This is a genomic window from Streptomyces sp. WAC 06738, assembly GCF_003945505.1.
Taxonomy (GTDB): Bacteria; Actinomycetota; Actinomycetes; order Streptomycetales; family Streptomycetaceae; genus Streptomyces.
In genome coordinates, this window is record NZ_CP029618.1 from 1411704 (window position 1) to 1434936 (window position 23233).

At 72.9% G+C, this 23233-nt stretch carries 16 protein-coding genes; 3 read left to right on the plus strand and 13 right to left on the minus strand.

Translation table 11 applies throughout. The features are described from left to right. Window positions 1-4: 4 nt before the first annotated feature. The 11 genes from DMB38_RS05875 to uvrC all read right to left on the minus strand — a co-directional run bounded on the left by DMB38_RS05875 (window position 5) and on the right by uvrC (window position 13792). Complete coding sequence (locus tag DMB38_RS05875; RefSeq protein WP_125934244.1) at window positions 5-1231, minus strand: MFS transporter; 1227 nt, start codon at window positions 1229-1231, stop codon at window positions 5-7. A gap of 226 nt (window positions 1232-1457) precedes the next feature. Next, complete coding sequence (locus DMB38_RS05880; protein WP_078560063.1) at window positions 1458-1793, minus strand: RNA polymerase-binding protein RbpA; 336 nt, start codon at window positions 1791-1793, stop codon at window positions 1458-1460. Window positions 1794-1885: 92 nt separating this feature from the next. Continuing rightward, complete coding sequence (gene secG / locus DMB38_RS05885) at window positions 1886-2122, minus strand: preprotein translocase subunit SecG (RefSeq protein ID WP_125934245.1); 237 nt, start codon at window positions 2120-2122, stop codon at window positions 1886-1888. A 145-nt stretch (window positions 2123-2267) separates the two neighbouring features. Then, the gene (gene tpiA / locus DMB38_RS05890) at window positions 2268-3053 is read right to left on the minus strand and encodes a triose-phosphate isomerase (protein WP_125934246.1); all 786 of its coding nucleotides are present in this window, start codon (window positions 3051-3053) and stop codon (window positions 2268-2270) included. 9 nt (window positions 3054-3062) lie between these two features. Next, window positions 3063-4283, minus strand: a complete 1221-nt coding sequence (locus DMB38_RS05895; RefSeq protein ID WP_125934247.1) for a phosphoglycerate kinase — start codon at window positions 4281-4283, stop codon at window positions 3063-3065. Between the two features lie 168 nt (window positions 4284-4451). Continuing rightward, the gene (gene gap, locus DMB38_RS05900; protein ID WP_125934248.1) at window positions 4452-5456 is read right to left on the minus strand and encodes a type I glyceraldehyde-3-phosphate dehydrogenase; all 1005 of its coding nucleotides are present in this window, start codon (window positions 5454-5456) and stop codon (window positions 4452-4454) included. 201 nt (window positions 5457-5657) lie between these two features. Further along, entirely contained in the window at window positions 5658-8624 is a 2967-nt protein-coding gene (locus DMB38_RS05905) for a M14 family metallopeptidase (RefSeq protein WP_125934249.1), read from the minus strand. A 160-nt stretch (window positions 8625-8784) separates the two neighbouring features. After that, entirely contained in the window at window positions 8785-9762 is a 978-nt protein-coding gene (whiA, locus tag DMB38_RS05910; protein WP_047015130.1) for a DNA-binding protein WhiA, read from the minus strand. Continuing rightward, a complete protein-coding gene (gene yvcK / locus DMB38_RS05915) occupies window positions 9753-10787 on the minus strand; it encodes a uridine diphosphate-N-acetylglucosamine-binding protein YvcK (protein ID WP_125934250.1) in 1035 nt (344 codons plus the stop codon). Before yvcK ends, whiA begins: the two co-directional genes overlap by 10 nt. Next, a complete protein-coding gene (gene rapZ, locus DMB38_RS05920) occupies window positions 10784-11740 on the minus strand; it encodes an RNase adapter RapZ (RefSeq protein ID WP_125934251.1) in 957 nt (318 codons plus the stop codon). Before rapZ ends, yvcK begins: the two co-directional genes overlap by 4 nt. Window positions 11741-11758: 18 nt before the next feature. Further along, window positions 11759-13792, minus strand: coding sequence for an excinuclease ABC subunit UvrC (uvrC, locus tag DMB38_RS05925; RefSeq protein WP_125934252.1), 2034 nt, complete (start codon window positions 13790-13792; stop codon window positions 11759-11761). A gap of 153 nt (window positions 13793-13945) precedes the next feature. Here uvrC and DMB38_RS05930 point away from each other — a divergent pair, with 153 nt between their 5' ends. Further along, complete coding sequence (locus DMB38_RS05930; protein ID WP_125934253.1) at window positions 13946-14890, plus strand: carbohydrate kinase; 945 nt, start codon at window positions 13946-13948, stop codon at window positions 14888-14890. A 53-nt stretch (window positions 14891-14943) separates the two neighbouring features. On the opposite strand, the gene DMB38_RS05935 is transcribed toward DMB38_RS05930, so the two are convergent. Together DMB38_RS05935 and uvrA are read right to left on the minus strand one after the other, a co-directional pair. Next, window positions 14944-18210 carry a phosphodiester glycosidase family protein gene (locus tag DMB38_RS05935; RefSeq protein WP_125938836.1) on the minus strand — a complete coding sequence of 1089 codons (3267 nt, stop codon included), beginning with the start codon at window positions 18208-18210 and terminating at the stop codon, window positions 14944-14946. A gap of 380 nt (window positions 18211-18590) precedes the next feature. Then, entirely contained in the window at window positions 18591-21569 is a 2979-nt protein-coding gene (gene uvrA / locus DMB38_RS05940) for an excinuclease ABC subunit UvrA (protein ID WP_125934254.1), read from the minus strand. Between the two features lie 224 nt (window positions 21570-21793). Between uvrA and DMB38_RS05945 the strand changes: the two genes are divergently transcribed. Together DMB38_RS05945 and DMB38_RS05950 are read left to right on the plus strand one after the other, a co-directional pair. After that, window positions 21794-22474, plus strand: coding sequence for a maleylpyruvate isomerase family mycothiol-dependent enzyme (locus tag DMB38_RS05945; RefSeq protein WP_125938837.1), 681 nt, complete (start codon window positions 21794-21796; stop codon window positions 22472-22474). A gap of 12 nt (window positions 22475-22486) precedes the next feature. Further along, window positions 22487-23143: an MBL fold metallo-hydrolase gene (locus DMB38_RS05950; RefSeq protein ID WP_125934255.1), complete on the plus strand. Its 657-nt coding sequence runs from the start codon at window positions 22487-22489 to the stop codon at window positions 23141-23143. Window positions 23144-23233 lie beyond the last annotated feature (90 nt).

The following is a 23233-nucleotide window of genomic DNA, read 5'->3' on the forward strand; positions in this document are numbered from 1 at the left end:
CAACCTAATTGATCCCGGAGCGCGCCGCCGGTCCGAGCGCGGCCACCCCGAGGGCGGTGAGGACGGCGGCGGCCAGCGCCGGGGTGTTCTCTCCGAGGGAGCCGGCGAGCACCCCGCCGAGCACGGCACCGAGCGGCACCACGGAGATCGACAGGGTACGGAACGCGGCGCTCGTCCGGCCGATGGCCCCGGCGGGGCTGCGCCGCTGCAGGACGGTGATCTCGGTGGCGGTCCAGAGCATGCCGGCGAAGCCGAGGACGGCGAGCGCGGCGCCGGCCGCGGGCAGGCTGCGTACCGTGCCGAAGGCGGTCAGGCACGCCGCCTGGGCGAGGCCCGCCCAGACCAGGGTGCGCGGGGCGCCGAGGGCGGCGGCGACCCGGCCCGCGGCCATGCCGCCGCTGACGCTGCCGATGCCGTACGCGGTGAGCGCGAGGGCGTAGCCGGTGGTGCCCGCGCCGAGCCAGCCGGTCAGGTGCAGCACGAGGGTGGCGACGAGGGCGCCGAAGCCCGTGTTGGCGACGACGGTGGCCGCGCAGACGCCCCGGAGCACCGGTTCCGTCCACAGGGCGCGCAGCCCGTCGGCGACGTCCCGGCGCAGCGGCGTCCGGGGCCGCTGGGCGGCGGGCCGCCGACGCTGCGGGAGGCCGGCGACCAGGACGGCGGCCAGCAGGTACGAGACGGCGTCCACGGCGTACGGCACGGCCGCCCCGGCGCCGACGAGCACGGGCACCAGCGGCGTACCGGCGAAGCGGTGCACGGCCTCCTGGCCGGCCAGCAGCCGCCCGTTCGCGGTGCCGAGGGCTGCGGTGGGCACGACGGCGGGCAGCAGGGCGGTGGCGGCGTTGTCGAAGACCGTCTGGAGCGCGGTGAGCGCGAAGGCGAGGACGAGGAGCAGGGCGATCCCGGCCCGCTCCTGCCATACCGCGAGCGCGAACGCGGCCATGAGGAGTCCGCGCAGCACGTCCGTGATCCACATCGCGCGCCGCTGGTCGACCCGGTCCGCGAGGGCGCCGCCGATGAGCCCGAAGAGCAGCCAGGGCAGGAAGCCGCAGGCGGTGACGAGCGCGACGAGCAGGGCGGAGTCGGTCAGCTCGACGGCGAGCAGCGGCAGCGCGGCGCCCCGCAGGGCGTCGCCGAAGCGGGAGACGACGGCGGCGGCCCACAGCCGTCCGAAGCCGCCGCGCCAGGCGGGTGCGGCGGTCTGCCGCGGGTGGGTGGTCTCGGATCGCATGCCGGGACCGTAGGTACGCGGGTGCCCGGGGCACCTCGGGCGGTTGCCCTATCCGCCGCCTCAGATCTGGGCGGCCGGTCCTGCGGCGTGACGGCCCGGCGCGCGCGACGGCGCGCTGCCGGTGGAGCCGGTACTGCTGCCGGTGCCGGGGGGAAGAAGGAGAGTGCCGCCGGCGCGGCTCGGGCGGCTCGGCAGGGCCGGGGGCCGCCCGCGAGCTCGGCCGGGGTCAGATCTCGCCGCGGAGCTTGGCGAGGGCCTCGGCGAGGATGGCCTCGCCGTCGGCGTCGCTGCGCCGCTCGCGCACGTACGCGAGGTGCGTCTTGTACGGCTCGGTGCGCGGCGGGTCCGGCGGGTTGTCCCGGTCCTGGCCCGCCGGGAAACCACAGCGCGGGCAGTCCCAACTGTCCGGGATCTGCGCGTCGGTGGCGAAGCTGGGTCGGGTCTCGTGCCCGTTGGAGCACCAGAAGGAGACGCGCAGGCGCGGCGCTGACTCGCCTCGCTCCGCCTCCCCCATCGGCCCGGCGCCGACCCGGCTTCCACGGATCGCGTTGCCACTTGCCACGGTCGTAACTCCCTGCGTGAAATGCGGCGAGGCATCGTCGGCGACCCCGCCGCGGGCGCCCTAGTCTACGTACCGCCAGTCGCCGTGGTGGCTCAGCCGTCGAACTTCATCAGCAGGCCCAGCACGACGATGATGGCGAACCAGATCAGGCCGACGACCACGGTGATCCGGTCCAGGTTGCGCTCGGCGACGGAGGAGCCGCCGACGGAGGACTGCATGCCGCCGCCGAACATGTCGGACAGGCCGCCGCCCTTGCCCTTGTGCATGAGGACGAGCATCATCAGCAGCCCGCTGAAGATGATCAGGGCGATGGAGAACCCTACGGTCACGGCTTTTCCAACTCTCTCGGTGACGGACGGACACGAAACACGGCCGGTGCGGTCATCCTGCGTGACCGGCCCCCGACAGCCTACGACGAACAGGCGGCCCGGGCCTACTCCCCGGTCGGCGGGAAGGGGCCCGGGACCGCGGACCTCACTGGTCCCGGAAGCGGACGATCTTGACGAACTCGTCGGCGTCCAGCGAAGCGCCGCCGATCAGCGCGCCGTCCACGTCGGGCTGCGCCATGATCGCCGCGACGTTGCCGCTCTTGACGGAGCCGCCGTACTGGATGCGCACCGCGGCCGCCACCTCCTCGCTGTACAGCTCCGCCAGCCGCTGCCGGATCGCGCCGCAGACCTCCTGCGCGTCCTCAGGCGTGGCGACCTCGCCGGTGCCGATGGCCCACACCGGCTCGTACGCGACGACGATGCTCTCCGCGTCCGCCGCGTTGACGCCCTTCAGCGCCCCGTCGAGCTGCGCCAGGGTGTACGCGACCTGCTCGCCGGCCTTGCGCACCTCCAGGCCCTCGCCGATGCAGAGGATCGGCGTGATGCCGTACTTGAACGCGGCCTTGACCTTCGCGTTGACGAGCGCGTCGTCCTCGCCGTGGTACTGCCGCCGCTCGGAGTGGCCGACGACGACGTACGTGCAGTGGAGCTTGGCCAGCATCGGGCCCGAGATGTCGCCCGTGTACGCGCCGGCGTCGTGCGGCGAGATGTCCTGGGCGCCGTACTTGATCTTGAGCTTGTCGCCGTCCACGAGCGTCTGCACCGAGCGCAGATCGGTGTACGGCGGCAGGACGGCCACCTCGACGGCCTCGTAGTCCTTGTCGTGGAGCGCGAAGGCGAGCTTCTGGACGTGCGCGATGCCCTCAAGGTGGTTGAGGTTCATCTTCCAGTTGCCCGCCATGAACGGGATACGGGTCGGCTTGTCGTTCATCGTTACGGGTCAGTCCTCCAGTGCGGCGAGGCCGGGGAGCGTCTTGCCCTCGAGGTATTCGAGGCTGGCGCCGCCACCGGTCGAGATGTGGCCGAACGCATTCTCGTCGAAGCCCAGGATGCGGACGGCGGCGGCGCTGTCACCGCCGCCGACGACGGTGAACGCGGAGCTGTCCACCAGGGCCTGCGCGACCGCGCGGGTGCCCTCGGCGTAGTCGGGGTGCTCGAACACGCCCATCGGCCCGTTCCAGAAGACCGTGGCGGCGTCGGCGATCTTCGAGGCGAAGAGCCGGCCGGACGCCGGGCCGATGTCGAGACCCATCACGTCGGCGGGGACGGCGTCTGCCGGCACGGTCACGGGCTCGGTCGGCGCCTGCGCCTTGACGTCCGGGAACTCCCGGGCGGCGACCACGTCGACGGGGAGCACGAACTCCACGCCGAGCTTCTCGGCCCGCGCCAGGTACTCGCGGACCGCGGGCACCTGCTCCTCTTGGAGCAGGCTGGAGCCGACCTCGTACCCCTTGGCCTTGAGGAAGGTGTACGCCATGCCGCCGCCGATGAGGATGCGGTCGGCCTTCTCCAGCAGGTGGTCGATGACCCCGAGCTTGTCGGAGACCTTGGCGCCGCCGAGCACGACCGCGTACGGCCGCGCGACGTCCTCGGTGAGCTTGCGCAGGACGCCCACCTCGGCGGCGATCAGGTAGCCGACGTAGTGCGGCAGCCGGGCGGGCAGGTCGTACACCGAGGCGTGCCTGCGGTGGACGGCGCCGAAGCCGTCGCCCACGTACACGTCGGCCAGTTGGGCCAGCTCGTCCGCGAACGCGCCGCGCTCGGCGTCGTCCTTCGCGGTCTCGCCGGGGTTGAACCGCAGGTTTTCGAGGAGCGTGACCTCGCCGTCGCCGAGCCCGGCGACGGTGGCCTTCGCGCTCTCGCCCACGGTGTCCGTGGCGAACTCCGTCTTCTTCGCGGAGTCCCCGAGCAGTTCGCCCAGCCGGCGCGCCACCGGCGCGAGCGAGAACGCCGGGTCCGGCGCCCCCTTGGGGCGGCCGAGGTGGGAGGCGACGACCACCCGGGCGCCGGCCTCGGCCAGCTTGGCGATCGTCGGGACGACGGCGCGGATGCGGCCGTCGTCGGTGATGGTGGTGCCGTCCAGCGGCACGTTGAGGTCCGCGCGGACGAAGACCCGCTTGCCGGCGATGCCTTCGCCGAGGAGGTCGTCGAGCGTCTTCATGGAGACTCCTGCATCACTGCTGACACCGCCCGCGCGCCGCCGCGGAGCGGCGCGCGCGACGGCCTGGTCGTCGGAACGGGCGGGGCCCGCCGCCGTGCGGCGGCCGGGCCCCGGCGGGGGTGAGCCGCCCGGGGAGCCGCGGCCCCCCGGCCGGGCGGCCGCGCCGCCTCAGAGGCGCTCGCCGACGAAGGTGGTGATGTCGACCAGACGGTTGGAGTAGCCCCACTCGTTGTCGTACCAGCCGACGATCTTGACCTGCTTGCCCTGCGCCATGGTCAGCAGGGAGTCGAAGGTGCAGGACGGCGCGGTGTTGACGATGTCCGAGGAGACGATCGGGTCCTCGGTGTACTCCAGGATGCCCTTGAGCTGGCCCTCGGCGGCCTTCTGGTACGCGGCGTTGACCTCGTCCTTGGTGACCTCGCGGCTCAGCTCGACCACCAGGTCGGTGACGGAGCCGGTGGGCACCGGCACGCGCATGGCGATGCCGTCCAGCTTGCCCTTGAGCTGCGGCAGGACGAGCGCGGTGGCCTTCGCGGCGCCGGTGGTGGTCGGGATGATGTTCTCGGCGGCGGCGCGGGCGCGGCGCAGGTCCTTGTGCGGGAAGTCCAGGATGCGCTGGTCGTTGGTGTAGGCGTGGACGGTGGTCATCATGCCCTGCACGATGCCGAAGTTCTCGTCCAGCACCTTCGCCATCGGCGCGACGCAGTTCGTCGTACACGAGGCGTTGGAGATGATGTGGTGGGCGGCCGGGTCGTAGGAGTCCTCGTTGACCCCCATCACGATGGTGATGTCCTCGCCCTTGGCGGGCGCGGAGATGATGACCTTCTTCGCCCCGGCGTCCAGGTGCTTCTTGGCGTCCTCGGACTTGGTGAAGATGCCGGTGGACTCGATCACCACGTCCACGCCCAGGTCGCCCCAGGGCAGGTTCGCCGGGTCGCGCTCGGCGAGCATCTTGATGGGGCGGCCGTCGACGGTGATGGCGTCGGCGGTGTGGCTCACCTCGGCCTTGAGCTTGCCGAGCAGCGTGTCGTACTTCAGCAGGTGTGCGATGGTCGCGGCGTCACCCAGGTCGTTGAACGCCACGACCTCGATGTCCGCACCCTGCTCCAGGATGGCGCGGAAGTAGTTGCGGCCGATGCGGCCGAAGCCGTTGATGCCTACGCGGATCGTCACGAACCGATCTCCTCGTTGGTACGCCGGTCCTTCATCGACCGGTGCTCTGACTGGGAATCCCCGACCACTGCCGACCCTACCGCTTCCGCCCCCGCGCGGCGGCCCGGACCCCGCCGGTGACGCGGACGGCGGCCCGTACCCCCCGGTAGGGCTACGGGCCGCCGCCGCGATCCGGCGTCGCCGCCGGTCAGCGGGCCTGTATCAGCGCCTCAGATGGGACAGTGCGCGGCTCAGAAGAGCGGCGCGCGCGGGCTTGTCGGCGAGGTGCTCGACCCCGAAGCCGACGAGGACGGTGTCGCGGGTGGAGACGGCCGCGTAGCTCTCGAAGAGCTTGCCGCTACGGGCCCAGTCGGCGGCGGTCGCGGGGCTGCCGGGCGGCGGTCCGGGCGCCGTCCAGGCGCCGAGTCCGCTCTCGAAGCCCTCGGTGTCGCGCTCGGTGCCGCCGGCCACCACGGCGGTGTCGTCGGCGTAGAGTCCGCTGCCGCCGGTGCCCGGGTCGGTGACGTACGACAGGGACAGCTCGACCTGCTTGCCGGCGTAGGCGGAGAGGTCGTACGAGACCTCCTGCCAGCCGCCGGAGGAGTCGGTCAGGCCGTGCCAGGCGCCGCTGGTGCCGCTCGCGGTGCAGCCGTCCGCGCCCTGGGTGAGGTACCGGCGCAGGAACGGGTGGGCCTGGATGAAGAAGCCCTGGCCGCACTCCTCGGGCACCCGGTCGGTGGTGGCGCCGCCGGCCTCCGGCAGCGTCGTCCAGTCGTCCCCGCCCGCGGTACGGGCCTCCAGCAGCACGAAGTCGTAGCCACCCTCGGTGTCCCAGTTGAGCGCGGTGCGCAGCGCGGGCGTCTCGGCGGCGGTGACGCCGGTGAGGTCCACGGTGCGTGTGAGGCGCTGCCAGTCGTTGTTCTCGTGCTCGGCGATCGCCATCCACTCGCCCTCGTACGGGGCATAGGGGTTGACGCCGCCCTCGTACGCCCCGGCCCGCGCGGAGTCGAACTGCGGGAACTCGGCGGGCGGGAGCGCGTCGGAGGTGACGGTGTACGCGCCGGCGCCGTCCAGCGGGTTGCCCGCGGCGTCGCCGAGGCCGCCGGCCGTGCCGCCGAGCACCCCGGCACCGGTGAAGCCGTCGGGCCCCACGGTGGCGGAGCGGGAGTAGGCGCCCAGGTAGTACTGGCTGAAGTCGTCCGTCTGGGCCCGGCCGACGAGCGCGTCGCCGCCGGTCCGCTCGCCGGCCTCGACCAGCTTGCCGCCCTCGTTGAGGTAGGCGCGCAGGGCGAGTTGGGTGTCGCCGCCGGGGGCGCCGGCGCCGGTGTAGTGGACCACGCTGCGGAAGTGGCCGAGGACGCCGAGGGCGTGCGGCGGCCCCTGGGTCGCGACGTCCCAGACGGCGGCGGAGCGGCCGGAGGCGCGCAGGGCGTCGACGTACGCGCCGGCGTGCCGGGCCTGCGCGCCCTCCTCGGCGACGACGAGGGTGTCGGCGCGGGGGCGTTCGGCGACGGTGAAGGTGAAGTGCTCGCTGGCGGTCCGCTTGCCGGCGCGGGTGCGGCCGGTGAACCAGACCTCGACCTCGTCGCCGGGCCCGACGTCCTCGACCTCGGCGCGGTACTCGTCGAAGAGGACGTTGTCCTCGCCGCCGTAGGTCTCGCCGCCCTTCCACGAGCCGACGTCCTCGTCACGGGTGCGGCCGCCGTTGACGCGGTAGTTCAGCTCCTTGTCCCGTACGGACTTGCGGGCGACGACGGAGACCTCCTGCCCGGCCCCGCCGCGTGCGTAGGAGACGGCGAAGTCGTCGACGGTGAAGTCGGGGGCCTCGATGCCGACGGAGGACGCCGGCTGGTCGGGGTGGGCGGCGGTCTCGGCGACGGAGAGGGCGAAGGGGATGTTCTTGGCGAACTCGTCCTGGATCAGCTTCTCGTCGTCGGGGAAGTTGAAGCCCGACTGGCAGTCGCGCGGGTTCCAGGGGTCGTCGGGGTCGAGGGCGGAGGCCGTCTGGCAGGTCGTCATCTCCGGGGTGAACATCATCATCCCGTTGACGTTGGCGGCGTGGCCGTCCGCTTCGCCGTTGGTGGTGTACAGCTCGGAGGAGACCTGGGGGCGGTATCCGGGGACGGCGGAGTTCTCCGGGGTACCGGCGAGCGCGCGGTAGAGCACGTCGTCGGGGGTGTCGGTGGCGACCTGCCAGCCGACGCCGTAGAGCAGCAGTTCGGCGGCGGAGTGGTAGTTGATCCCGTACTCGAAGCCGATGCGCTTCTGGAAGGCGTCGATGGCGCGGGTCTCGGGCTCGGATCCCGGGCCCGCGCCGCGGTAGGTCTCGCTGCGCGGGTTGGGCGAGGAGCCCTCGTTGTCGTAGCCCCACTTGTAGGAGAAGTTGCGGTTCAGGTCGATGCCGTCGCCGCTGGTGTACCGGCCGTCGCCGTTGACGTCGCGCATGTTCTTGCGCCAGAGGCGGGCGCCGTCGGGGTCGTGCGTCCAGTCGTAGCCGTCGGGGTTGGCGGACAGCACGAACCACAGCTCGGTGGAGTCGACGATGCGGGTGAGCTTGCGGTCCGCGCCGTAGCCGTCGAGGAAGTGGTGCAGCAGCCGGCGCGTCATCTCCGGGGTGATCCACTCGCGGGCGTGCTGGTTGGACATGTAGAGCACGGCCGGCTTGGCGCCGTCCCGGGAGGTCTTGGCGCCCTTGGTGAGCTTCAGGGCGAGGATGTCCTTGCCCTGGAGGGTCTTGCCGATCGAGACGAGCTTGGTGAGCTTCGGGTACTGCCGGGCGATCCCGGCCAGCTCCTCCTGCAGCCCGCCGGCACCGCTGTACGGGCGGAAGACACCCTCCGCCGCGGCCTCCGTGCGGGCCTCGGCGCGGGCCGGGACGGTGCGCTCGGCGAGGTCGACGCCCTGCCGCTCCAGCTTCGCGGCCTGCGCGTCGGTGAGGAACAGCTCGACCTCGGCGGTGCCGCGGGCCGGGGCCCGCTCGCCGAGTTCGTGGGCGTCCTGTCCCGCGGCCAGCAGCAGCGGGACCTGGGCGCGGGTGACGTCGGCGGTGAAGACCTTGATCTCATCGGCGGCGGTCCCGGCGGCCGGGCCCGGACCGGCGCCGGCGGCGGCACCGGCGACGGGCGCGGCCGCGAGGCCGCCGAGCAGCAAGGCGGCTGATGCGAGGATCGCACTGGCTCTTCGTCTCATGTGCCCCTCTTTGAGTCGTCTGTCTCGTGGACGAACAGCAGCCAGGCTGCGGGGGGCCCATGTCCACGTCAAGATGCCGGAGGGGTGCGGAAACCGCGGTACGGCCGCTGTTGAGGGGGTGTGCGGGATCGGCGCCGGGCGCCGCCGGGCCGGGCGGGCGTCAGCCCACCATCTCCTCCGTGAGGTTCGCCTCCGTGCCCGGGATGCCCAGGTCGCCCGCCCGCTTGTCGGCCATGGCGAGCAGCCGGCGGATACGTCCCGCGACCGCGTCCTTCGTCAGCGGCGGGTCGGCGAGCGCGCCCAGCTCCTCCAGCGACGCCTGCTTGTGCTCCATGCGCAGCCGGCCGGCCGCCGCCAGGTGCTCCGGCACCTCGTCGCCGAGGATCTCCAGCGCCCGCTGCACGCGCGCGCCGGCCGCGACCGCCGCACGGGCGGAGCGGCGCAGGTTGGCGTCGTCGAAGTTGGCGAGCCGGTTGGCGGTGGCGCGCACCTCGCGGCGCATCCGGCGCTCCTCCCAGGCCAGCACCGACTCGTGCGCGCCGAGCCGGGTGAGCAGGGCGCCGATGGCGTCCCCGTCCCGTACGACCACGCGGTCCACGCCGCGCACCTCGCGGGCCTTGGCCGGGATACTGAGCCGGCGGGCGGCGCCGACCAGGGCGAGGGCCGCCTCCGGGCCCGGGCAGGTGACCTCCAGCGAGGAGGAGCGGCCGGGCTCGGTGAGCGAGCCGTGGGCGAGGAAGGCGCCGCGCCAGGCGGCCTCGGCGTCGCAGGTGGCGCCGGAGACGACCTGCGGGGGCAGCCCGCGGATGGGCCGGCCGCGGCCGTCGACCAGGCCCGTCTGCCGGGCCAGTTGCTCACCGCCGGCGACCACGCGGACCACGTACCGGCTGCTGCGGCGCAGTCCGCCCGGAGCCATGACGATCATCTCGGACCCGTGCCCGAAGATCTCCAGGATGTCCTTCTTCAGCCGCCGTGCGGCGACCCCGGTGTCCAGCTCGGCCTCGATCACGATGCGGCCGCTGACGAGGTGCAGCCCGCCGGCGAACCGGAGCGTGGCCGAGACCTCCGCCTTGCGGCAGCACGTCCGGGTCACGGGGAGCCGCGAGATCTCGTCCTTCACCGCTGCCGTCATCGCCATGGCCCGATCCTTCCATGCATCCGAAAAATACGGTCGTACGCGGCGGCCAGCAGCTCCGGATCGTGCCGGGGAGTCCCGTCGGTCCGCGCCACCGGCGCCAGCTCGACCGAGCCCTCGAGCTCTTTCGCAGCCTCGCGCAACCCGTCGCGCTCTGCCGCACCGGGCACTGCATCCTTGTCGGCCAGCACCACGTCGAGGGCGAGTTTAGGGGCGTGTCGTCGCAAAACCTCCAAATGACGCTGCGGGGAAAATCCGTCCGTTTCCCCCGGCTGCGGGGCGAGGTTCAGGGAGAGGACCTTGCGGGCCTTGGTCTCCACCAGGGCCTGGCGCAGGTCGGGCACGAGCAGGTGCGGGATGACGGAGGAGAACCACGAGCCCGGGCCGAGCACCACCCAGTCCGCCTCGCGGACGGCCTCGACGGCGGCGGGGACGGCCGGCGGGTCGGCGGGCACCAGGTAGACCTGCTGCACCTCGCCGGGGGTGAGGGCCACCGTGGCCTGGCCGGCCACGGTGGTGACCTGCTCGGGGCGCTCCGGCGCGTGGCCGCGCACGTCGGCGCGGAGCTCCAGGGGCACCGCGGACATGGGCAGCACCCGGCCGTGCGCGCCCAGGAGCGTACCGACCAGGTCGAGGGCCGCGACATGGTCGCCGAGCTGCTCCCAGAGCGCGACGATCAGCAGATTGCCGACGGCGTGGTCGTGCAGCTCGCCCTGGCTGGTGAAACGGTGCTGGATGACGCGGGACCAGGTCTGGCCCCAGTCGTCGTCGCCGCAGAGCGCCGCCAGCGCCTTGCGCAGGTCGCCCGGCGGCAGCACGCCCAGCTCGGCGCGGAGCCGCCCGGACGAGCCGCCGTCGTCGGCGACGGTGACGACGGCGGTGAGATCGCCGGTGATCCGGCGCAGCGCGGCGAGGGAGGCGGACAGGCCCATCCCCCCGCCGAGCGCGACCACCTTCGGCTGCGAACCGGGTCTGCGGGCGCCCCGGCGGCGCAGCCGGAGGTTCCGGCCGCCGGCGATCCGGCTCACTCGCGCCCCATGTCCCGGTGGACGACGACGGTCTCGATGCCGTCCGAGGCGAGCCGGCGGGCCAGCCGCTCGGACATCGCCACGGAGCGGTGCTTGCCGCCGGTACAGCCGACGGCGATGGTCACGTACCGCTTGCCCTCGCGCCGGTAGCCCTCGGTGACCAGGTGCATCAGCTCCGCGTAGCCGTTGAGGAACTCCTTGGCGCCGGGCTGGTTGAAGACGTACTGCGCGACGTCCTCGTTCAGCCCGGTGAACTGGCGCAGCTCGGGGACCCAGTGCGGGTTCGGCAGGAAGCGGCAGTCCACCACCAGGTCGGCGTCGACCGGCAGGCCGTACTTGTAGCCGAAGGACATCACCGTGGCGCGCAGCTCGGGCTCCTCGCCGCCGGCGAACTGGGCGTCCATCTTCGCGCGCAGCTCGTGCACGTTCAGGCTGGAGGTGTCGATCACCAGGTCGGCGTCGCCGCGCAGCTCGCGCAGCAGGTCTCGCTCGGCGGCGATGCCGTCGAGGATCGTCCCGTCGCCCTGCAGCGGGTGCGGGCGGCGCACGGACTCGAAGCGGGCCACCAGCGAGTTGTCCGACGCCTCCAGGAAGACGATGCGCCGGGGCACCCCCTTCTCCTTCAGGTCGGCCAGGGACTCCTTCAGATTGTCGAAGAAGCGCCGGCCGCGGACGTCCACGACGACCGCGATCCGCGCCACGTTCCCCTGCGAGCGGGCGCCCAGCTCCACCATGGTGGGGATGAGCGCGGGCGGCAGGTTGTCCACCACGAACCAGCCGAGGTCCTCCAGGCACTTCGCGGCCGTGCTCCGGCCGGCGCCCGACATCCCGGAGATGATCACCAGCTCGGGGATGCCCGCCTGCGCGGAGTCACCCGTCTCGCCCGGCGCGGCGGCCTGGTCACCCGTGGTCACAGTGGTCTCGTCGGTCTCGTCTGTCCCGTTGTCGTTCATCGCTCTGTCCCCCGGTCCTCACTCGTCCATGATCTCTCCGGTGGCGGTGTTCACCGCCGGCGCGGCAGGTGCCGCCTGCGCAAGGGTCGCGGCGATGTTTTCGGCCGTCTTGCGGCCGATGCCGGGAACCTCACAGATCTGATCAATAGTCGCAGCTCTGAGCCGTTTCACCGAACCGAAGTGCCGCAGCAGCGCCCGGCGGCGGCTCTCCCCCAGGCCCGGCACGTCGTCCAGCGGTCCGGCCTTCATGCTCTTGGCCCGTTTCTTGCGCTGGTAGGCGATCGCGAAGCGGTGGGCCTCGTCCCGTACGCGCTGCAGCATGTACAGGCCCTCGCTGCTGCGCGGCAGGATGACGGGGTCGTCGCTGTCCGGCAGCCAGACCTCTTCGAGGCGCTTCGCCAGACCGACCACGGCCACGTCGTCCACGCCCAGCTCGCCCAGGGCCCGCTTGGCGGCGGCGACCTGCGGCTGACCGCCGTCGACGACCACGAGCTGGGGCGGGTACGCGAACTTCCTGGGCCGCCCGGTGTCGGGATCCCGCCCGGCGGGCCCCTCCGCCGCCGCGTCGGCGCCGGCAGTGGCGTCGTCGGTGCCGGCACGGCCGCGCTCGGCAGCCGCCTCGGCCTCCGGGTCGCCCCACTCCCCCGTCTTCTGCTTCTCCTGCACGTACCGCCGGAACCTCCGGGTGATCACCTCGTGCATCGCCCGGACGTCGTCCTGGCCGGTGAAGCCCTTGATCTCGAAGCGGCGGTACTCGCTCTTGCGGGCGAGGCCGTCCTCGAAGACGACCATGGAGCCCACCACGTCGTCGCCCTGCAGATGCGAGATGTCATAGCACTCGATGCGCAGCGGCGCGGAGTCCAGCTCCAGCGCCTCGGCGATCTCCTCCAGCGCCCGGGAGCGGGTGGTCAGATCGGAGGCGCGCTTGGTCTTGTGCAGGGCGAGGGCCTGCTGGGCGTTCCGCGCGACCGTGGCGAGCAGGTCCTTCTTGTCGCCGCGCTGCGGCACCCGCAGGTCCACCCGGGCCCCGCGACGCTCGGTCAGCCACTCCCGCACGGGCCCGGCGGGCCGCGGCAGCGCCGGGACCAGCACCTCGCGCGGGATGGCCTCGGCCTGCTCGTCCCCGTAGAGCTGCTGGAGGGCGTGCTCCACGAGGCCGGCGGTGTCGACGGCCTCCACCCGGTCGGTGACCCAGCCCCGCTGACCGCGCACCCGGCCGCCGCGGACGTGGAAGATCTGCACCGCCGCCTCCAGCTCGTCCTCGGCGAGGGCGATCAGGTCGGCGTCGGTGGCGTCGGCGAGGACGACCACGTTCTTCTCCATGGCGCTCCGCAGCGCCCCTATGTCGTCGCGCAGCCGCGCCGCCTTCTCGTACTCCATCTCCTCGGCGGCCTCGTGCATCTGCCGCTCCAGCCGCTTCAGATAGGCGCCCGTGCGGCCCGCCATGAAGTCGCAGAACTCCTCGGCCAGCTCCCGGTGCTCGGCGGCCGTGACCCGGCCGACGCAGGGCGCGGAGCACTTGCCGATGTACCCCAGCAGACAGGGCCGGCCGATCTGCGCGCTGCGCTTGAAGACCCCGGCGGAGCAGGTCCGCACGGGGAAGGCGCGCAGCATCAGGTCGACGGTCTCGCGGATGGCCCACGCGTGCGCGTACGGCCCGAAGTAGCGCACGCCCTTGCGCTTGGGGCCGCGCATGACCTGCACCCGCGGATACTCCTCGTTGAGCGTCACGGCGAGGGACGGATAGCTCTTGTCGTCCCGGTACTTGACGTTGAACCGGGGGTCGTACTGCTTGATCCAGGTGTACTCGAGCTGGAGCGCCTCGACCTCCGTGGCCACCACGGTCCACTCCACGGAGGCGGCGGTCGTGACCATCGTGCGCGTGCGCTGGTGCAGCCCGGCGAGGTCCTGGAAGTACGACGAGAGCCGCTGCCGCAGGCTCTTGGCCTTGCCGACGTAGATCACCCGGCCGTGCTCGTCCCGGAACCTGTAGACCCCCGGGGAGTCGGGAATCTGCCCGGGCTTGGGACGGTAACTGGACGGATCGGCCATGGTTCCCACCCTACTGTCGACCACTGACGCGGAGCCGTCCGTCCACACCCGTGTGCCGAGCCCGCGACAGTCCGGTGACCGTATGGTCGCCGGGGCGTGCCCGTGTTGCCTGCCGGGGACCTGTGGGCGGCGGCCGGACCGTACGCTGGGCGCATGATCGTGGTTGGTGGTGAGGCTCTGATCGATCTCGTGCCGGCCGGAGGCGGGGGTGTGCTTCCCGCGCTGCAGCCGGTGCGGGGCGGCGGGCCGTACAACACGGCGGTGGCGCTGGGGCGGCTCGGGGCGGACGTCGCGTTCGCCTCGCGGGTCTCCACGGACGCCTTCGGGGCGGCGCTGATGGCCGGGCTCGACGCGGCGGGGGTGGCGACCGGGCTCGTCCAGCGGGGTGCGGAGCCCACGACGCTGGCCGTCGCCGACGTCAGCCCGGACGGCTCCGCCGGGTTCCGCTTCTACGCCGAGGGCACCGCCGACCGGCTCTTCCGGGCGCCGGACGCGCTGCCTCCCCAGACCCGGGCGCTGGCGGTGGGGACGTGCTCGCTGGTGCTGGAGCCGGGGGCGACCGCGTACGAGACGCTGCTGAAGCGGGCCGCCGCGGACGGGCTGTTCACCCTCCTCGACCCGAACGTCAGGGCCGGGCTCATCGACGACGCGGACGCCTACCGCGCCCGCTTCCTGGCCTGGCTGCCGCACGTGGCGGTGCTGAAGCTGTCGGTGGAGGACGCGCAGTGGCTCGCCGGCGGGCGGCCGTGGGCCGAGGCGCTGCCCGGGTGGCTGGCGGCCGGGCCGCGGGCGGTGGTACTGACCCGCGGTGGCGAGGGGCTGACCGCGGTCGTCGCGGAGGGCCTGGAGCGGTACGACGTGGCCGCGCCGCCCGTCGACGTGGTCGACACGATCGGCGCCGGCGACACCGTGAACGCGGCGCTGCTGCACTGGTTCGCCGCCCACGACGCCCTCACCCCCGGCGCCCTGGCCGGCCTCGGCCCCGACGGCTGGCGCGCCGCGCTCGGCCACGCCGCCCGCGCCGCGGCGATCACCTGCTCGCGCGCGGGCGCCGAGCCGCCGTACGCGGCGGAGCTGGACGGGTTCGCGGACGGCTGAACCGCGGCGGTGCGGTCGCGGGGTCCCGCGGGACCCCGCGACCGCCCTCCCCGCTAGCGGGTGACCGTGACCCGGTCCCCCTGCGTGACGCCGTTCACCGTCACCGTCAGCGTGACCGTCCCCGGCCGCAGCCCCGTCACCTCGCCGGTGGCCGGGTCGTACGCCGCGATGTCACTCCGGTCCGCCTCCCGCGGCGGGCCGATGTGCAGCCGGTCCGTACCGGACCAGTCCGCGCTCACCGGCCAGGCCACCGGCACCTGCCGCGTGCCCTGCGCGACCGCTGCCGTGGCCGCGGCCGAGCGGCCGACGCGCACCTCCTCGGGCGCGGTCACCGCCAGCCCGTCCACGTGCGGCCTGGTCTGCACGGACACCCAGTCGGGCAGTCCGCGGTACGGCGCGTTCCGCGCCTCCTGCTGCTCGCCGCGCGTCACCTGGTCGACGCCGATCAGCGACCAGCCGGAGAACCCGCCCTCGCCGGGCGGGGTGGCCGGGGCCTTCCCGGAGTTGCCGTTGATCAGGTACGGCACCCCGTCGACGTGCTCGGCGTGGAACGTGCCGACGTGCCCGCCGACGAACGCGGCGCCCTTGCCCGTACGGGCCCGGAAGTCCGCCAGCCAGTCCTCCAGCACCCGCGCCTCCTTGCGGTCGCTGAGCTGGCTGGCGCGCTGCGCGGTCGGGTCGCGCGGCGGGACGTGCTGGATCACGGTCACCGAGCGCACCGACGGGTCCTCCGCCGCCGCCTCCAACTGCCGCTTCACCTCCGCGATCTGCGGGTAGCCGCCGCCGCGGAGGGTCAGCGAGGAGGTGTCGAGGGTGAGGAAGCGGGTGCCCTTGTGGTCGAACGTCCGCTGCGCGGGGCCGAACTCGGCGACGAAGTTGGCGACGGAGCCGCCCATCACCTCGTGGTTGCCCGGCACGTAGTACCAGGGCACGGCGTCGCCCAGCTCCTCCTCCAGTATCCCGCGGGCGAACGTCAGGTCCGCGGGCGAACCCTCGTCGACCAGGTCGCCGTTGATGACGAGGAAGTCCGGCCGGGCCGCCCTGATCTCCCGCAGCGTGCGCCGGGTCTGCCGGACGAGCGCGCTGTCCGGCTCGCGGGCGACGAACTGCGCGTCGGACATCACCGCGTACCGCCAGTCCCGGCCCGCCGTCGCGGCACCGGAGTCGATCAGCGGGTCGCGGTGCGCCGCCGTGCGCGGCAGGTCGACCTCGGGCGGGCTCTGCGCGGTCAGCTCGTCGATGACGACCTCGCTGCTGTACTGGCTGGTGGGCTTGGCCTCCGCGAGGTAGAAGCGGAAGACCGACAGCGGGTACTGCGTGCCCTCCGGCACCTGGAAGACCACCTGCTTCCAGCCCTGCCAGGTGACGTAGTCGCCGCGGAGTATCAGGTCGGCGCCCGCGCCGTCCTTGAGCTGGAGCGACGGCCAGGCGCCCTTGCCGTCGCCCTTGATCCACAGTCCGAAGCTGAGCGGCTGGCCGGGGATCTCGATGCGCTGCGGCGGCGTGACGTAGGCGGCGCGGGTGGCGGTGGACTGGGAGAAGTCGTACGTGATCTTCATCCCGGCGCCCGCGTGGCCCGCGGGCTCCGGGGCGAGCGAGCCGGTGGCGCGGGCGGTGGAGAACTTCCAGTCGGCCGCGTTCCCGAAGTCCGCCAGCACGCTTTCGGTGAGCCCGACGGTGAGCGCGACGTGCGTGACCTTCCCCTGCACGGTCGCCTTGAGCACGCCGGAGGCCGTCGGCCCGGTGGTGCGGGCCCGTACGGTGAAGCCGCCGCTGCGCTCGTCGGGGGCGATGTCGAAGAGCGTGCGGTCGTAGTCGAGGCGTACGTCGGCGGGGTCGACGGGGGCGCTGGCGCCGTGGGCGTCGCGGCCGACGATGCCGAAGGCCGCCGCGTCCCCGGGGGCGGCCAGCCCGACGCGCTCGCTGGTGGGCGTGATCCGCTCCAGCTTGTCCAGGACGGTCAGTTCGATGCTCCCGGCCGCGTGGCCGCGCCGGGCGGTGACCTTCGCGGTGCCCCCGCGGCGGGCGGTGAACGTACCGTCGCCGTCGACGCCGCCGATGTCGCCGCGGTCGCTGGACCACGACGGGCGGCCGGGCGCGGGGCCGTACGTCTCGTCGTAGCCGGCGGCGTCGAGTTCGCGGGTGAGGCCCGGGAAGACGCGGTCGGGGTGGCCGCCGGGCACCGGGTCGACGCCGGGCGCGAGCGCGGGGTCCGCGGCGGTGGTGACGCGGAAGTCCTTGAGCGTGCCGCTGCCGCCGGGGGCGGTGAACGCCAGGCCGTTGGGGACCTCCCGCTCCTCGCCGTCGGACGGGGAGTTCTCCACGAACCGCTCGTCGGAGCCGGGCGCGCGGGCGACGAGGGTGGAGGAGCCGCCGCCGTCGAGGTTCAGCGCGTCGTACGCGCCGAGGGCGTCCATCATCTTCGCCAGTTGCGTGAGCGTGACGCCGCCGGCATCCGCCTGGCGGCCGTCGACGGTCAGCACGTGCATGGTGCCGCCGTCCTGGGAGAAGCCGACCGCGGTGCGGGGGGCGGCGGTGTTGTTCGGCCGGCCCTCCCAGTCCTGCGGCACGCCGTCCTCGACGAGGACGCCGCGGCCGCCGACCGCGGTACGGGGCACGGGGCTGCCGTCGTCGGTACGGACGTCGTACTCCACCTGCACCGCGTCGCCCGGCCGCAGTTGGGCGAGGATCTTGGCGCCGGTGTCGCGGCCGACGAGCACCGTGGTGCCTTCGGCTATCGCGCCCTTCCCCGGCCCGGCGGTCACCTCGGCGACCTTGCCGTCCCGCACGGCGACCTCGGTGACCTCGGTGGCGCCGTCGACGGTCATGGCGCGGTCGGCCTCGCCCCACTGGGCGTTGTACGCGCCGATGCCGTCCGCGGGGACGTTGGCGGCGTTGTGGCCGCCGAGCGGGTGTGCGCCGTCCGGGAGGGTGAGGGTGCCGTCGAAGTAGAGGTCGAGCACGCGGCCCGCCTGGTCGGGGCCGACGCCGACCGCCTCGGAGACGCCGGGCGCGGGCGAGTGCGTCGGGCGGCCTTCCTCGACGCCGGGGCCGAGGGGCGCGCCGGTCTCGTTGATGTCGAAGAAGTCGGCGTTGATGGCGGCCACGGTGGTGCGGCCGGGGCCGGGGTCGTGCTCGGCGGCGAGCTGGGAGACGGAGGCGCGCTCGGAGACCTTGCCGCCGAGGTAGTCGACGCGGGTGCCGGCCCCCAGGTCGACGCTGAGCGCGTCGGCCTTGAGCCACTTGTCGGTCTCCAGCCGCTCGAAGGAGGTCAGTTCCATGCCGGGGGCGACGGGCCGGGAGACGGAGGCGATGTCCATGCCCTCGCCCGCCGGTACGGACACCGCGCCGGCGGCCCCGGCCGGGGCTGCGGGCCGCTCCTGACCGACGGCCGCGGGGGCGCCGAGGAGCAACAAGGAAGCCGCCGCTGCCGCGACGGCCCTGGGTCGGAAGGGTTTACTGCGTACTCCCGCTCTGAGCACGTTTTCTCCTTGGAAGGACACGGGAACGCACGCTTCTTGCGCACGGCGGGCCACAGCCTGGCAGTGGAGAGTGGTCTACACCAGAGGGCGCGCGCAAACTCCGACCGAACAATTGCCGCCGCCGGTCCGTCATTTGAGATCGTGTCAGGAAGGTCCGTGCCAGGTGGGACGGTGGGCGGGCGTGTCGCGCGACACGCCCGCCGCGTGTCGTCCGGGCGTCAGCCGCGCCGCTTGGCCGCGGTCTTCTTCGCCGCCGCCTTCTTGGCGGGTGCCTTGGCCGACGCCGTCTTGGCAGCCGCCTTCTTGGCCGGCTTCTTGGCCGTCGTACGCCTGCGGGCCGGCGGCGAGTCGCTCACCCGGTCGCCCAGGATCTCCCGCAGGAACTTCCCCGTGTGGCTGGCCGGCACGGCCGCCACCTCCTCCGGCGAGCCCTCCGCGACCACCAGGCCGCCGCCGCTGCCGCCCTCGGGGCCGAGGTCGACGACCCAGTCGGCGGTCTTGATGACGTCGAGGTTGTGCTCGATGACGATCACCGTGTTGCCCTTGTCGACCAGGCCGGTGAGCACGCCGATCAGCTTCTTGATGTCCTCGAAGTGCAGCCCGGTCGTGGGCTCGTCCAGCACGTACACCGTGCGGCCCGTCGAGCGCTTCTGCAGCTCGCTCGAGAGCTTCACCCGCTGCGCCTCGCCGCCCGACAGCGTCGGCGCCGGCTGGCCCAGCCGCACGTACCCCAGTCCCACCTCGTTGAGCGTCCTGAGGTGGCGCGCGATCGCCGGCACCGCCTCGAAGAAGGACAGCGCCTCCTCGATCGGCATGTCCAGCACCTCGGCGATGGACTTGCCCTTGTAGTGCACGTCCAGGGTCTCGCGGTTGTACCGCGCGCCGTGGCAGACCTCGCACGGCACGTAGACGTCCGGGAGGAAGTTCATCTCGATCTTGATCGTGCCGTCACCGGAGCAGTTCTCGCAGCGACCGCCCTTGACGTTGAAGGAGAACCGGCCCGGCTGATAGCCGCGGACCTTCGCCTCCGTCGTCTCCGCGAAGAGCTTGCGGACGTGGTCGAAGACGCCCGTGTACGTCGCGGGGTTGGAGCGCGGCGTACGGCCGATGGGCGACTGGTCGACGTGCACCACCTTGTCCACCAGGTCGTCCCCGTCGACCCGGGTGTGCCGCCCGGGCACGCTCCGCGCGCCGTTCAGCTCGCGCGCCAGGTGCGTGTACAGGATGTCGTTGACCAGCGTCGACTTCCCGGAGCCCGAGACGCCCGTGACCGCCGTGAGCACCCCGAGCGGGAACGCCACGTCGATGTCCTGCAGATTGTTCTCCCGCGCGCCGCGGACGACGAGCTGCCGCCCGCCGTCGACGGGCCGCCGGATCTCCGGCGTCGGGATCTCCCTCTTCCCCGACAGATACTGCCCGGTGACCGACGCGTCGTTGTCCAGCAGTTCCTTGAGCGGGCCGCTGTGCACGACCGTGCCGCCGTGCTCGCCGGCGCCCGGGCCGATGTCGACGACCCAGTCGGAGGTCTTGATGGTGTCCTCGTCGTGCTCGACGACGATCAGCGTGTTCCCCAGGTCGCGGAGGCGGACCAGGGTCTCGATCAGCCGGTGGTTGTCCCGCTGGTGCAGTCCGATGGACGGCTCGTCCAGCACGTACAGCACGCCGACGAGGCCGGAGCCGATCTGCGTGGCGAGCCGGATGCGCTGGGCCTCGCCGCCGGAGAGGGTGCCCGCGGCGCGGTTGAGCGACAGGTAGTCCAGGCCCACGTCGACCAGGAACCGCAGCCGCTCGTTGACCTCCTTCAGCACGCGCTCGGCGATGGTCTTCTCGCGGTCGGTCAGCTCCATCGCACCGAGGAAGTCGGCGCAGTCGCTGATCGACATCGCCGAGATGTCGGCGATCGACCTGTCCTGCACGGTGACCGCGAGGACGACCGGCTTCAGCCGCGTCCCGTCGCAGGTCGGGCAGGGGACCTCCCGCATGTACCCCTCGAAGCGCTCGCGGCTGGCGTCGCTCTCCGCCTCCGCGTGCCGCCGCTTGACGAACGGCACGGCGCCCTCGAAGGAGGTGGTGTACGACCTCTCGCGCCCGTACCGGTTGCGGTAGCGCACCTCGATCTTCGTCCGGTGCCCCTGGAGCAGTGCCTTCTGCGCCCGCTGCGGCAGCCCGGCCCACGGGATGTCCGTACGGAACCCGAGGTCGTCGGCGAGCGCGCCGACGAGCCGGGCGAAGTAGTCCTTGGTGTGGCCGTGCGACCACGGGTGGATGGCGCCCTCGTCCAGCGACTTGTCCGGGTCGGGGACGATCAGCTCCGGGTCGACCTCCATCCGGCTGCCGATGCCCGTGCAGTCGGGGCAGGCGCCGAACGGCGAGTTGAACGAGAAGGAGCGCGGCTCCATCTCCTCGAAGGACAGGTCGTCGTACGGGCAGTAGAGATGCTCGGAGTACATCCGCTCGCGGTCCGGGTCGTCCGCGTCCAGGTCGACGAAGTCGAGGATGACCATGCCGCCGGAGAGCCCGAGGGCGGTCTCGACGGAGTCGGTCAGCCGGCGCTTGGCGCTCTCCTTGACCGTGAGGCGGTCGACGACCACCTCGATCGTGTGCTTCTCCTGCTTCTTCAGCTTGGGCGGGTCGGTCAGCGACGACGTCTGCCCGTCGACCCGCGCCCGGCTGTACCCCTTCGACTGCAGGTCGGAGAAGAGGTCCACGAACTCGCCCTTGCGCTCGCGCACCAGCGGCGACAGCACCTGGAAGCGGCTTCCCTCCGGCAGCGCCAGCACCTTGTCCACGATCGCCTGCGGCGACTGCCGGGTGATCGGCCGGCCGCAGACCGGGCAGTGCGGCTTGCCGATGCGGGCGAAGAGCAGCCGCAGGTAGTCGTAGACCTCGGTGATCGTGCCGACCGTGGACCGCGGGTTGCGCGACGTGGACTTCTGGTCGATGGAGACGGCCGGCGACAGGCCCTCGATGAAGTCGACGTCCGGCTTGTCCATCTGGCCGAGGAACTGCCGCGCGTAGCTGGACAGCGACTCGACGTAGCGGCGCTGGCCCTCGGCGAAGATCGTGTCGAACGCCAGGGACGACTTGCCGGACCCCGAGAGTCCCGTGAAGACGATGAGGGAGTCGCGGGGCAGGTCGAGCGAGACGTTCTTCAGATTGTGCTCGCGAGCGCCACGGACGAGGAGACGGTCGGCCACGCCGGTCGGACCTTTCTTGATGATGGGCGGGGGCCGTCCGGGCGGGCGGCACCCCTTGTCAAGCGTATGGGGGTGGCCGCGGAGCTGTCCGCGGCTTTCTCCCATCGAGCCACACGCTAACGTCTGGGTCTGACAACGACGCCCGGCCCAGCATTCCCACCCGCTCGCCACCAGGGGATCCGATGACAGAAAGCGCAGGTCGCACGTACGACCCCGTACGCGACATGGCCACCCTACGAGCCGCCACCGACAGGCTCCTCGACAGCGCCGCCCGCCTCGGGGACGACGCGGTACGGGCGCCGAGCGCGCTGCCCGGCTGGACCCGCGGCCACGTGCTCTCCCACCTCGCCCGCAACGCCGACGCCCTGGTCAACGTGCTCTCCGGCCGCCCCATGTACGCGAGCGCGGAAGCCCGCGACGCCGACATCGAGGCCGGCGCCACCCGCTCGCTCACCGAGCAGCTCGACGACGTACGGGCGACCGCGGACCGGCTGGCGGGGACGGCGGCGGACATCCCGGCGGACGGCTGGTCGGCCCGCTGCGAGCTGCGCAACGGCGTGACGGATGTCATGGCCCGGATCCCGTTCCGGCGGCTGGTGGAGGTGGAGCTGCACCACGTGGACCTGGACGCGGGCTACACCCTGGACCGGCTCCCTGAGGAGTTCGTGACCCGGGAGATCGACTTCCTCACCGCCCGCTTCGCGGGCGACGAACAGGTGACGCCGCTGTCACTCTCCGCTCCCGACGGCAGCACCTGGACCACCGGTGCCCCGCCGTCGGCCGGTGATCCGGTGCGGGTCACCGGCGCCCCGTACGCCCTGATGGGCTGGCTCGCCGGCCGCACCACGGGTACGGGCGTACGCACGGAGAACGGCGCCGCGCTGCCGACCCTGCCCCCGCTCTGAGAAGCTGGCCCCATGTCGTACACGGGCAAGGTCACCGTCGGCGGCGCCGCCGACGTACACGAGCTGACGGACCTGATGATCTCCAAGGTCGCCGTCGGGCCGATGAACAACAACGCCTATCTGCTGCGCTGCCGCGCGACGGACGAGCAGTTGCTGATCGACGCCGCGAACGAGCCCCACACGCTGCTCACCCTCATCGGCCGCGACGGCATCACCTCCGCCGTCACCACCCACGGCCACGGCGACCACTGGCAGGCCCTGGCCCCGGTCGTCGCGGCCACGGGCGCCCGCACCTACGCGGGCCGCGCGGACGCCGCCGACATCGACGTCCCCACGGACGTCCTCGTGGACGACGGCGACACGATCACGGTGGGCCGGATCCCCCTCACCGCCCGCCACCTCGTCGGCCACACCCCGGGCTCCATCGCCCTGGTCTACGACGACCCCCACGGCCACCCCCACGTCTTCACGGGCGACTGCCTCTTCCCCGGCGGCGTGGGTAACACCTGGGGCGACGCGGAGCGCTTCACGTCACTGCTGCACGACGTGGAGACCAAGATCTTCGCCGAGCTCCCCGACGAGACCTGGGTCTACCCGGGCCACGGCGACGACACCACCCTGGGCGCGGAACGCCCGCACCTCGCGGAGTGGCGCGAACGCGGCTGGTGAGGGAGCGCCCGTAGTCCCCGGATGGCGTCTCCTCCCGCTTGGCGTGATGCTGAAACTGCGAGGTGGTCAGCATGAGCGGGAGCCACGGCC